Source organism: Legionella adelaidensis (genome assembly GCF_900637865.1).
Lineage (GTDB): Bacteria > Pseudomonadota > Gammaproteobacteria > Legionellales > Legionellaceae > Legionella_A > Legionella_A adelaidensis.
Genome location: NZ_LR134432.1, coordinates 1 through 12515, shown reverse-complemented (window position 1 = coordinate 12515; position 12515 = coordinate 1). Strand labels below are relative to the sequence as shown.

The window sequence follows — 12515 nt, the reverse complement described above, 5'->3', positions numbered from 1 at the left end:
GTTATCCACAAAATCTGTGGATAACATTGTGGAGAGTTGCTAAAAACCATTGAAGATACAACCCTTTCAGCGAATGCTTTAGAATTTTGCAGAAGCAAGGGTGACGAAAGTCCAATAAGCTAATCACCCTTGTTGAGCCTTCGGTACCAGCCTACAACTCCCTTCAAAAATCTTGTACACTCAGGTTACCTTTTAAAAAAGGATCAAAATGGAAAACGGGGTTCGCTATAAAGAAGCCAAAAAGGTTACGATTATTGGTGGGATTCTTAATGCTTTTTTAGGTTTTATAAAAGTAGTTGGGGGACTTTTTTTTCATTCTCACGCATTAGTAGCGGACGGCATTCATTCTTTCTCTGATCTTTTAGCTGATATTCTGGTTTTATTTGCTTCAAAATATGGCAGCCAAGATGCCGATCATTCCCATCCATATGGACACCAACGCATTGAAACAGCCGCTACATTTATGCTGTCACTTTTTCTTATTCTTGCAGGTACCGGGATAGCCTGGGATTCTTTTACAGAGTTATTAGATAAATACATTACCAAACCTAGTTACATCTCTTTGGTAATCGCTTTGTTTTCCATTTTTACCAATGAGGCTCTCTTTCATTACACGCGCAGAATAGGCAAAAAAATTCGTTCAGAATTAATCATTGCCAATGCATGGCACCATCGCTCTGACGCGGCTGCATCCATAGTGGTTCTTGTTGGTTTGATTGGCTCTATTGCCGGATTTCACTATCTGGATGCCGTAGCCGCTATTATTGTTGGGTGCATGATTATTAAAATGGGGTGGGATTATGGTTGGAATAGCGTTAAAGAATTGGTAGACAGCGCCGTTGAGCCAGAATTGCTGAAAAAAATTAAAAATACCATTATGTCAGTAGACGGAGTCATCAAAATACATCAGCTGCGAAGCCGCATGATGGGTCCTGATATTTATATTGATGTACATATTTTAGTAGATCCTTATATTTCTGTTTCAGAGGGACATTTTATCGCGCAGCACGTCCACGATGCCCTGATGAATGATATTGAACATGTAAAAGATGTCGTTGTACACGTTGACCCAGAAGATGATGAAGTAAACCGCCCCTCTCTGAAACTACCCAATCGCTCTTATTTAGAAAAACACTTTATCCAGGAGTGGCAACAAAACATACCCACATTTAAAACGTGGCTTATTCACTATTTAGATGGCAAGCTTACTATCGATATTTTCGTTAATGGAAAGCTAAGCGAAAAAGAGAAAAATTATTTACGAATAGCACTAACGAACCAATACACCATCGTTAAGGTTAGGGTTTTTCAAGAAATTGCATCTATAGCTCTTGCTAAATAAACGCTGTATGATGCCGGCCAATAATTTAATGCTTCAAGGATTTTTTGTATGATGGCTACAGCCACTTTGAAAATAATTTCTGCACTAAGCATTTTTGCAGTTATTTTGTTAGCCGGTTGGTATCCTTTTAAAAAACGTATAAGAAAAGATGAGCATTTCGATTTCCCCCTCGGTGAAACCTTAGCCACCGGTGTTTTCCTGGGCGCGGCCCTATTACATATGCTACCCGAAGCTAATGATATGTTTGCCAAGTTGGGATATGATTATCCTTTTGCATTTATAATCACCGGTGTCGTTTTTTTAGTTTTTCTATGGTTTGAACATCTAGGCCAAGAACTATATCACCACCAGGCAGCCAACCACCCCGCCTTTGCTATCTTGGCATGGCTCATGCTTTCTTTTCATTCATTAGTTCTAGCTAGCGCATTAGGCTATAGTCATGAAGCACCAATAATTATTATGTTATTTTTAGCCATTATCACCCACAAATGGGCCGAAAGTTTTGCTATTGCCGTGCAACTCAATAAAAGCTCACTCAGTACCTTTAGCTCTATGACATTTTTTCTTGTCTTCGCATTAATGACGCCATTAGGTATTTTTCTAGGATGGTATTTAAACCAAGGAGTAGAGACCGACTCACTTTTCGATCCCATTCTCCTCTCTCTTTCAGCAGGTACCTTTCTATACTTGGGAACCTTACACGGTCTTGAGCGCTGCGTAATGGTAGAACGTTGTTGCGACCTTCGCTATTTTAGTTTTGTGATTATTGGTTTTTTAATAATGGCCGGAGTGGCAGCTTATGTTTAACTTTTTTCTCCTGTGACGAGATAAAGAGAAAAATCAAATGCATATTTTCCATTCCATTTTTCCACACACTGGTTTTCATACCAGTTAATCATTTCTTCATTTAGTCTTCGAACTTCGAACTCGGCGACTTGTCCTTGATAAAAGGAAATACCATAAACGAACTTTCGAAAAGTATTAAGGTTCGGTAGTGTCAGAGACACTGACTCTTTAGTAACTTCATATTTTTTATTAGGTATATTTTTTAATTTCTCCGCAAGATTTGCCAAACGAGAATAATCTACAGGCGCTTTAAAATTCTTTAAGCATGAAAATTTTCCAGAATCTCTGAGTGCATAATAAGCCATAATGAAAGGATCATCCCCAGCAGGGAAAAGAGTAAAAACCTGGCCGCCTTTTTTAAGTGCGTTAAAAATGTTTTGAAAAGCCAGATGGATATCAGGTGCCCATTGTAAACACCAAAAAGATACAACTTTATCGAAAACATTCTCAAAACGCATGGTTAGAACATTTTCTTTTTTTACTGAAAAGTTAGGAAAATCTTTTATTACTTTTTTTGCTAAAGCCAACATATTTTCCGAAGTGTCTATTCCCATCACAGAACCATGAGGAACTTGCTCTAAAATCCTTCGTGTAAATGCTCCGTTTCCACAACCCACGTCTAATACTGCATCTGTTTTTTGTAAATGCAATTTCGGCAAAAAAGCAGTTGCCCCTGCTGCTTGAATATAAGAACCAATTTCATATTCTTTCGCTGGCCATTCCCTTTCCAAAATACACTCCTTATATTTTAATAATTTCTTAAGTAGGTAGTTCTCACATTCATTTTATAAATACTTGAGGCATTCTTAGTAAAATGCCTTTCTCGACATAAATTCAATAACATTTTTGCTTACAATACAATGGCAATGCTGCAACGGGGAATATATTGATTATTCTTCTTTTTACATCGTATGGAGTAAATCCTGTATTTTTTAATCTAAATAGGGTTTAATCCCACCTTAAATGGTGGGATTTAAAAATAACCGAATATAACTTAACAGCTTTTAAAGCTTTGCCATAAGCGTGGGCTTCTTTTCAGCAGCATCAGTGGTGGTAGTATTCGGGGATTTAAAAAAACCGAACATCGTATTAGGATAGAAAGTAACCTTTCCAGTCGTGATATTATGGCTACCACCGATAATTCCGCATTTTCCAGAGTTAATCATTTCCCTTAAAATGGAACTTCGCTCCATAACCATCTGTACAGCCTGTTCTACATTAATGACAGTTACTTTTTCTACGAATTCTTCATTTTTAGAAGTTCGATTTTCAATAACAGTTTGTTCAGCTTGAATAGCTGGTTGAATTTTTGCTAAAAGAGTAGTTAAGTTTCCCATTTCTACATGATCACATGCCCCTTTTACGGCACCGCATTTAGTATGGCCCAAAATAACGATAATTTTAGAGCCCGCTACTTTACATGCAAACTCCATACTGCCTAAAATATCTTCATTTATGATGGTACCGGCAATACGAATACTAAATACATCACCCAATCCTTGATCAAAAATGAGCTCTGCAGAGGTTCGTGAATCGATACAACTTAAAATCACCGCAAAAGGATGCTGGGCATCCGAAGTTTCGTTAGCCTGCTCTAGAAGATTACGGTTTACTTTTAAATTATTCATAAAACGTTCATTACCCGCTTCTAATAGCTTTAATGCGATTTCCGGGGTAATAGCGGCTTGCATTTCCTTAGTTAAAGTTTTCATTTTTTCTATTCCTTGTATAAATCCAATAATCAATCAGGGCATTTTAAACACCTCGGACTTTCGTCTAGCGAGGGTTAACATTCAATGATAGCAACCAATTCTTAAGTGAAAATTAAGAATTGGGTAATTCATTGCAATATGCTTTGTGCCGGACAAGAAATAAAAACAAGCGGAGGATTTGAAATAACTTGAGTATGAATGATGTAGGTGGTTAGCGGTTTTCATTCAACTATCCTTCTTGCACATGAAATTATAGAGTTCTTTTATTTTCACATACAAGTGACAGATCTCTTATTCTTACTTTTCACCTAAGTCAGCATACTACTGGCCATACTACAGGCAGAGGATGTTGAGATTTTTAACTCGAGAGCCTGTTCCGAATAATAAGCTAAAACCCTAGTATCTTTTGGTAAAACTAGTTGTTTTGGATTAATGGATGGGTTAACAGCCTTTAGAATGTCACGTGTTCCTGTTTGACAGTCATACCCTGTTTTCTCATCCAAAGAATAAACCGGTGAATTTATTATTTTTCTAAAGTCACTAATTACAGAAACAACGCGCTCCGTAGGGTAATCTGATGGGGAAAGTAGCACAGCTGCGGCGTTATATTTTTTCCACAGTTCTTCAGACCGACAGACTTCTATATCCAATTGAGTTAACTCCATTTCATCTGAACGGAATTTTAGGGTCCAAGGGGTTGTAGTTTTGTCCGGTTCGGCAGTGGAGGTTATTAACTGAGCAGTTTCGCGATTATAGCAGACTATATAAAGGTGTCTTCTTTCTTGATACCAAGGCTTGGCATTTACCTCCCACTCCAACTCAGCTCCTAATTTGGGAGGATAGTGCTTTCGCACCTCTTCCTCAGAAGAAAAAGCACACCTTGACATTAATACCACATAACCTGAACGAAGCGCTTCAACCACTTCTGGATAACTTAAATTGTCAGTAGGTTTAAAAAACCTGTGAGCTTTCCTAGATTCCATTTCGCAGATTAACAATATACAAAGTATGGAATTTTAATGGATGTACAAAATATTTTCAAAATTTATTTAGCTTGTCTGGGAATGGGGGACACTTTTTCAGGCTCTGATTTAGTTATCGCAAATCGCGTTTTTGCAAGCAAAGAAGCAATTCGGATCGAAGCCCCCAAAGATGCATCGTTCTGTCGCTCCTCCTGCAGTTCGCAAAACGGTGTGGAGCTGTACCGTGAGTTCCGGGGAAAATACACCACTACCAGAACCGGTTACTTTAAACAGTAATGACTTCTAACCCACCTAGATAAGGTCTCAAGGCATGTGGGACTATAATATTACCTTGCTTATCCTGGTAGTTTTCCATAATCGCCACCAGGGTTCTACCCACCGCCAATCCAGAGCCATTCAACGTGTGGACCAAGGCAGTTTCGCCGGTACTGGGGAGGCGATAGCGTGCTTGCATTCTTCTTGCCTGGAAAGATTCCATATTACTGCAAGAAGAGATTTCTCTATAGATATTTTGACTAGGTAACCACACTTCTAAATCATAGGTTTTTGCAGAGCCCGCACCCATATCGCCTGTGCATAAAGTTAATACACGGTATGGGAGTTCCAAGGTTTTTAAAATGGATTCCGCATCTTGGGTTAATTGCTCTAATGCATCGTATGATTTATCCGGTGTTGTTATCCAAACCAATTCTACTTTTTCAAATTGATGTTGACGTATCATCCCTTTGGTGTCTTTACCATAAGAGCCGGCTTCGCTACGAAAACAAGGTGAGTGACAAACATAGCGTAATGGAAGCTGCTCCAGAGATAAAATTTCATTGCGCACCGTATTAGTAACCGGAATTTCTGCCGTGGAGGTGAGATAATAATTATTTTCCCCCACTAATTTAAATAAATCTTCTTCAAATTTGGGCAGTTGCCCCGTTCCGTAGAGACTATCAGCATTGACGATAAAGGGTACATAAATTTCCTGATATCCTAGACTCGCATGCGTGTCTAACATAAACTGGGTAAGTGCTCTTTGTAATTTTGCCAGACTTCCTTTTAAAACCACAAAGCGGCTACCAGTAATTTTTGCCGCCAGGCTAAAATCCATTTGCCCTAAACCTTCACCCAACTCGTCATGGGATTTTATAGCAAAATCAAAAGAAGGAACCCGACCCCACTTCCTTACCTCTATATTATCTTTTTCATCATTGCCTACAGGAACTGAAGAATGAGGAATATTGGGTAATGTAAGACTAATTGCTTCAATATTATGTAAGATTTCTGCCAGTTCGGCTTTTTTTGCCTCTAATTCTTCTCCCAGCTTGTGTACCTCTTCCCGCATAGAAGTAATATCTTCTCCCCTTGCCTTTGCTTGACCAATGCTCTTGGAACGCTGGTTTCTTTCATTCTGCAAAGATTGGGTAGCAATTTGCAATTTCTTTCGCTGCTCCTCAAGAGCAGTAAATTGCTTCACGTCAAAATCAAACCCTCTTTTTTTTAATTCATTGGCGATGTGTTGAGGGTTTTCACGGAGTAAATGCGGATCTAACATATGACTACTTAACCTCTGCTATCCATTGAAGAACATGACCTGGGGGTATTTTATCTTTAAAAAGTTCCAAAATAGTATCAACTTTTTCCGGAAGATCAAAAAACTCAATCACCATAGGTAAATCAAGACGCATATCGAGAAAACGGGCTTCTCGCATTTTTCCTGATTTTCTAAAACCTTTTACCCCACGAAATATAGTAGCCCCTTGCAGTTCTTCTTTTTGTAAGAAATCAAATAATTCATTGAGGAGCGGTGAGTCCTCACTTAAATATACCCGGGTAACCTTTACTTGCATTAAACACTCCCTAGTAGCCATCTACCGCTAAACATTCCCAGTAAGGCAAACAATAAGGTTAAAAAGTTATTGGCAATAATATTTATCGTCGCGCCAAGCCATTGGCCATTTTCAACAAGATACCAGGTTTCCCAGGCAAAACTAGAAAAAGTTGTAAAAGCACCTAAAAAACCAACGACTAAAAAAAGACGCCATGTTTCAGCTCCCATCACATACCGACCAAGGAGTAAAACCATCAAGAAACCAATGAGAAAAGATCCTAAAGTATTGACAATTAAAGTACCAAAGGGAAAGCGAAAATTTAAAACAAATGGAGTAACACTAACAACTGCGAAGCGGGCTAAAGCACCCAATGCACCTCCACTTGCAACAGCCAATATGGCTTTAAGCATTATCTCACAATTCCTCTAGTTGCTTGGTTTAAAGCATCAATTAAAGGCACTACTTCAGGACAGTCATTTTGTAAAAGCTCAAGCTCTGCAACAGCTTGTTGCACAGTAAGCCCTTTTCTAAAAATAATTTTGTAAGCACGACGTAAACAATCAATGGCTGCAGAAGAAAAGCCGCGTCGACGTAAACCCACTGTATTAATCCCACAAGCCGAGGTGGCATGGCCTGCGATCATCACATAGGGTAATACATCTTTCGTAACGTAGGTCGCTCTGGCAATAAAAGCGTACGCACCCACTTGGCAAAATTGATGAATAGCCGCGTAAGCACCAATATTTGCATAATCGTTAACGATCACATGGCCAGATAATGCTGAATAATTCACCATTATAACGTAGTTTCCTACCATACAATCGTGGCCAATATGTGTATATGCCATTAAAAAATTATCATTTCCAATGCGAGTTAGTCCGCCTTTAACAGTTCCGCGACTAATCGTACAAAATTCACGGATAATATTATTATCACCAATTTCTAATCGCGTCTGCTCGCCTTGATAGGTTCTATCCTGGGGTTCATCACCCACAGAGGCAAATTGAAAAATTTTATTATTTTTACCAATAACCGTAGGCCCCTGGATGACAACATGAGGACCAATCCAGGTATTTTCGCCAATTTCCACGTCTGCACCAATGACAGTACCGGGCCCCACAGTTACACCATCAGCCAATTTTGCTGAAGGATGAATTATTGCATGCTCACTTATCACTTTTAACTTCCTTTGCAGCACTCATTAAATCTGCAGAACAAACTAATTTATCCTCCACAAACGCTTCCCCATGAACGCGCCAAAAATCCCTTTTCTGACCCACAAGCTTTACTTCTAAACGAAGCTGATCGCCTGGAGTTACTACTTGTTTAAATTTGGCATTATCGATTCCAGCAAAAAAGTATAAAAACTCATAGCCTTCTTGTGGGGTACGCGATAAATTTGAAAGAATGGCACTTGCCTGTGCAAGCGCTTCTAACATTAAAACACCTGGCATAATGGGATTACCAGGAAAATGGCCCATAAAAAAAGGTTCATTGATGGTGACATTTTTAATAGCTTTCAAATAATCAAATTCTTTATATTCTAAGACGCGATCCACTAAAAGAAATGGAAAGCGATGCGGCAATAAATCAAGAACTCTCGTAATATCCACTACTTCACTCATAATGTTTCTCTCTTTTTCTTGATTTTATTTTCCCCAAAATGGAGCATAGTAAGAATATGGCGTGAATATTAGACAACCGAACCGCGACCGCAGGAAGCGGAAATTTTGCTCTCACAAATCTCCGCTTACTAAGGTGCACGGCTCGATATACTCGGTTTATCCCTATTACTTAATTTCTTGTATTACTTTTGCAGTCACATCTAGTTTGTCAGAGCTAAAAGGAGCAGCATCTTTTTGCAACACAACATCGTATTGTTCATTTTGTGCTACTTTGGCAATGGCCGCACGAATTTTATTATAAAACGCTTCCATTGCTTCGTTATGCGCAGTACTTAATTCTTGCTGGTACTGTTGACCTTCACGCTCAAATTGCTGTTGCGTTGCAATAATTTTCTTTTCCAAATCTTTTCTTTGTGCCTGGCTCATTACAGCGCTTTCTTTCTTGAAATTTTCCATATCTTTTTTCAAGCTTTCTTCCGTAGCCACTAACTTATCGCGACGGGGTTTAAATTCTTTTTCTAATTTTTCTTGAATCGCTTTCATTTGCGATGAGGTTTGCATAATTTTTTGTAAATCTACAACCCCAATTTTTGTGCCGTCAGCTATTGCACTTACGGAACCCATCGCTAAAAACAATGCGACTAACACACCACCAACTCGCTTCATAATTACTCCCCGGTTTTCAACTAATAAAAAAGTATCTATACATTTTGATGCGGTATATTACCTATAGCAAAATTATTTGCAATAGATTTCCATCCTAGCATATTCATACCACCTGGGCAAAATGTAGGTTGGATCGAAAAGCCTGAGACAATCAATCTTCACACATCTCGCAGGCTTCACATTATTCACGCAATCGTTTGTTAGACCTTAGCGCCACTATATTAAACTTAGAAACTAGAAGAAACTGTAAATTGGAACGGTTCTTCTTCATCTAAAGGCTGTTTATTTAGAGGTTTGGCTAAACTAAATGCCAATGGCCCAAAGGGCGATCGCCACTCTACCGCCACACCAGCTGAATACCTCATAGGACCCGAAAGGGTTCCTGTTAAAGCGGCCGGCGTACCTTCTGAGTAAACATTACCCGCATCCACGAACAAAGTTGTACGAATGGTTTCTCTGCTTAGTGGATAAGGTAAAGCAATACCCGCGCTACCATTGACTAAAAAGTTAGCCCCTAAAGAATTATTACGGAAATCCTGCGGGCCTAATGAATAACTTTGATACCCACGCACCTGACCGGGTTGCGCAATACCGCCAGCAAAATAGTTTTCAAAAAATGGTAACCCCTTGCCATTAAATTGGTTTCCATAGCCCACATTACCATAAAGAGTAAAGATAAAATCTTTCAGTAAAGGATAATAAGCCCGCGCTTGGTAAGAGGCTTTGTAATAATCGAAGGATTTGGAGTTGGCAGGTAAGGCGACTAATAAAGTAGTTTGTTGATTGGTTCCACTTGTCGGATAAGGGAGCTGATCATATGTATTACGGTTCCAGCCCGAATTGAGACGGATTTGTTGAAAATTCCGCCCATATAAATTCACAAAATTTTGGTATTGGGGAACTATTCCTACTGATTGAATATTTAAACCCTGATATCCATATCCATACTGAAAACTGCTATTGTCACTAAGGCGCATGTTATAGGTAACATTTCCACCAAAACGGTCGGAGCCATACGAAGCTACGTCCAAATGCTTGGGATCTACCTTGGCAAAATAAAAGTCTACACCGCGGCCTATGCCAGTATTGGTATAGAAAGGATTGTAGTAATTTAATGAGTAATTTTGTCCCCAATAACTGGCATTAAATCCTACGCCTACTGTGCGCCCGGTACCCATAAAGTTATATTGGTTAAACGCAGCGTTAAATTGAGGTCCATTAGTACCATAACCCAACGAGGCATTTGCTTCTGCAGAATGGGCCTCCTCCACGTCTACATCTAAATCAACCTGGTTATTCGTTCCAGGCACGGGAGTAGTTTTTATATTCACATTTTTTAAGTAATTTAAAAGATGTAACTGCCGCTCTGATTCTTTAATATTATGCAAGGAAAGAAGTGATCCTTCATTTTGACGAATAATATTACGCAATACATAATCACCCGTTTTGGTATTTCCATGGAAATTGATGCGGCGAACATAAATATGCCTGCCGGGATCTACAACAAAAGTTATAAATACAGTCTTATTTTTTTCATCTACCTTTGGCTCAGCATTTATCGCCGGAAAACCATAGCCCACGTCGCCTAATTCTTGGCCTATAGCAGACACCGATTCCGTAACCACTTTACGTGAAAAAACTGTTCCCGGTTTTATTTTTACAATGGAATTAATTTTTTCTTTGGGGACAATGGTATTTCCCACTACATCGAACCCTGAAAAATGATATTGCGGCCCTTCTTCAATTTGAATATTAATAAAGACATCTTTTTTATCAGGAGATAATAGAACTTGAGAAGATATGATAGAAAACTTTAGGTATCCTCTATCCAAATAAAACGAGCGTAAGGCCTCTAAAGAAGAGTCCATGGCTGTTTTAGTGTACTGATCTTTTTTACTAAAGTAAGTAAACATGCCACTGCTACTTAGATCTAATTCTGATAACAGTTCACTTTCTGAAAAATCATGATTACCGATTATTTTGATTTCTTTAATCCGGGATACTCTTCCTTCCGAAATGGTAACGTTAATGGCAACTCGATTTTCTGTAAGGGAAGTAACATGGGATTCAATACGCGAATTATATTTGCCACGTATGTTGTAGACTTGTTTTAATTCTTTTTCCAATCGTTCTAATGCAGAGCGTTGAAAAACTTGTCCCTTTACCAATCCTAAGTCTTTTAATATTTCTTTCATTTTATCGCCAGGAATTTCACTATTCCCAACAACGTTTATAGAACCAATTGTTGCTCGCTCAATTACACGGACAATTAAAGTATTGCCTTGCCTTTCTAATTCCACAGACTGGAAAAATCCTGTTTCATAAAGGGCACGAATTATTTGCGGGGTAGAAGAAGCACTGATTTCTTCCCCTACTTGTACAGGAAGGTAATTTAAAACTGTCCCCGTACTGACTCGTTGTAGACCAATTACTTTAATATCTTTAACGATGAAACCGTTAGCGGCATTAATCTCGGCAGACCAAAACAATGCAGTAGAACAAACGCCCAAAAGAAATTTTTTACTTATTTTATTCATTATTATTTTTTATCCAGGACAACCTGCAGTCGATAAAACTCAAATTTTGGAAACCTTTTATAGGAACTAAGGCCAACTGTCAACTCTACAAATACAATCTCTACCCTAATCGGGATAAATCATTTGTAAAACCAATAACCATTAAAGCAAATAATAAAACCAAACCCAGGTATACCCCAGCGGATTTTACAGGTTCAGATAGAGGTTTTCGTCTAACTATTTCAATAACATAATAAAGTAAATGCCCCCCATCAAGCATAGGAATTGGCAGAATATTAAGCACTCCCAAACTAATACTTACTAGTGCTAAAAAATAAAGGTAATACGGCAATCCACTACGACCCGATTCGCCCGCGCCTTGGGCAATACCTACCGGACCACTGATTGTTTGTATCGGTAAATCACCTGTGATTAATCGCCCTATTAGTTTAAAAGTAGCGCCAGTGAGGCTTATAGTTTGTGCGAGGGCTGAATTGGCAGCCTGCCACACATGCTCTCGATGTTCGCGAAGTAAATTAGGAGGCCAATTTACTTTTTGCGACTGTACACCCAGGAATCCCTGCGCGACCCCATCTTTTTGGACAACACCTGTTTTCCCTTTTAATAGTTGAATTTTTCCTTGACGATAGATTTTTAAAGTAATAGTCGTATCCGGGTTTGCTTTAACATAATTTACCAATTGCAACCAGTCTGTTACCTCAATGTTATTTATCGATAGAATTTTATCATTTAATTGTAAGCCCAGCTTCTGCGCCGGTGTATTTTTTAAAACTTCTCCAACAAAAGGGGGAATGCTAGGGATAAAAGGTGTAATTCCCAAGCTCTTTAAAATATCTGGATTTTGGGGATCAATCTGCCATTTGGCCAAAGGTAGCCACAAAGTGGCTGTTCTATTATCAGTTAATGACTTAACTTTTATAGAGGTAGGTTCATAAGTTCCCAACAATGGCATGAGCGCATATTGGAAATCATGCCAACTAGTAATTT

At 38.8% G+C, this 12515-nt stretch carries 14 protein-coding genes; 3 read left to right on the top strand and 11 right to left on the bottom strand.

Annotation, left to right across the window (positions count from 1 at the left end):
• Positions 1-208: 208 nt before the first annotated feature.
• Both EL206_RS07180 and EL206_RS07175 read left to right on the top strand, forming a co-directional pair.
• Positions 209-1342: a cation diffusion facilitator family transporter gene (locus EL206_RS07180; protein ID WP_058462177.1), complete on the top strand. Its 1134-nt coding sequence runs from the start codon at positions 209-211 to the stop codon at positions 1340-1342.
• A 51-nt stretch (positions 1343-1393) separates the two neighbouring features.
• Positions 1394-2149, top strand: a complete 756-nt coding sequence (locus tag EL206_RS07175) for a ZIP family metal transporter (protein WP_407637806.1) — start codon at positions 1394-1396, stop codon at positions 2147-2149.
• Here the strand turns inward: EL206_RS07175 and EL206_RS07170 are convergent.
• The 3 genes from EL206_RS07170 to EL206_RS07160 form a co-directional block, all read right to left on the bottom strand.
• Positions 2146-2919, bottom strand: coding sequence for a class I SAM-dependent methyltransferase (locus tag EL206_RS07170; protein WP_232048534.1), 774 nt, complete (start codon positions 2917-2919; stop codon positions 2146-2148). The two genes, EL206_RS07175 and EL206_RS07170, sit on opposite strands and share 4 nt — an antisense overlap.
• Positions 2920-3192: 273 nt before the next feature.
• Complete coding sequence (locus EL206_RS07165; protein ID WP_058462180.1) at positions 3193-3900, bottom strand: carbonic anhydrase family protein; 708 nt, start codon at positions 3898-3900, stop codon at positions 3193-3195.
• Positions 3901-4208: 308 nt separating this feature from the next.
• On the bottom strand, positions 4209-4883 hold the full coding sequence (locus EL206_RS07160) for a hypothetical protein (RefSeq protein WP_058462181.1): 675 nt from the start codon (positions 4881-4883) through the stop codon (positions 4209-4211).
• 36 nt (positions 4884-4919) lie between these two features.
• Between EL206_RS07160 and EL206_RS07155 the strand changes: the two genes are divergently transcribed.
• On the top strand, positions 4920-5159 hold the full coding sequence (locus EL206_RS07155; RefSeq protein ID WP_058462182.1) for a hypothetical protein: 240 nt from the start codon (positions 4920-4922) through the stop codon (positions 5157-5159).
• On the opposite strand, the gene serS is transcribed toward EL206_RS07155, so the two are convergent.
• From serS to rseP, 8 genes are all read right to left on the bottom strand, one after another.
• Positions 5149-6423 carry a serine--tRNA ligase gene (serS, locus tag EL206_RS07150; protein ID WP_058462183.1) on the bottom strand — a complete coding sequence of 425 codons (1275 nt, stop codon included), beginning with the start codon at positions 6421-6423 and terminating at the stop codon, positions 5149-5151. The genes EL206_RS07155 and serS overlap by 11 nt on opposite strands.
• A 4-nt stretch (positions 6424-6427) precedes the next feature.
• Entirely contained in the window at positions 6428-6718 is a 291-nt protein-coding gene (locus EL206_RS07145; RefSeq protein WP_058462184.1) for a DUF190 domain-containing protein, read from the bottom strand.
• A complete protein-coding gene (gene crcB, locus EL206_RS07140; protein ID WP_058462185.1) occupies positions 6718-7110 on the bottom strand; it encodes a fluoride efflux transporter CrcB in 393 nt (130 codons plus the stop codon). The genes EL206_RS07145 and crcB overlap by 1 nt, the downstream gene beginning before the upstream one ends.
• On the bottom strand, positions 7110-7877 hold the full coding sequence (gene lpxA / locus EL206_RS07135; protein ID WP_058462186.1) for an acyl-ACP--UDP-N-acetylglucosamine O-acyltransferase: 768 nt from the start codon (positions 7875-7877) through the stop codon (positions 7110-7112). Before lpxA ends, crcB begins: the two co-directional genes overlap by 1 nt.
• Positions 7867-8325: a 3-hydroxyacyl-ACP dehydratase FabZ gene (fabZ, locus tag EL206_RS07130; protein ID WP_058462187.1), complete on the bottom strand. Its 459-nt coding sequence runs from the start codon at positions 8323-8325 to the stop codon at positions 7867-7869. Before fabZ ends, lpxA begins: the two co-directional genes overlap by 11 nt.
• Positions 8326-8490: 165 nt before the next feature.
• On the bottom strand, positions 8491-8991 hold the full coding sequence (locus EL206_RS07125; RefSeq protein ID WP_058462188.1) for an OmpH/Skp family outer membrane protein: 501 nt from the start codon (positions 8989-8991) through the stop codon (positions 8491-8493).
• A 227-nt stretch (positions 8992-9218) separates the two neighbouring features.
• Entirely contained in the window at positions 9219-11528 is a 2310-nt protein-coding gene (gene bamA, locus EL206_RS07120) for an outer membrane protein assembly factor BamA (protein WP_058462189.1), read from the bottom strand.
• Between the two features lie 100 nt (positions 11529-11628).
• Complete coding sequence (gene rseP, locus EL206_RS07115; RefSeq protein WP_141117177.1) at positions 11629-12480, bottom strand: RIP metalloprotease RseP; 852 nt, start codon at positions 12478-12480, stop codon at positions 11629-11631.
• Positions 12481-12515: the final 35 nt, after the last annotated feature.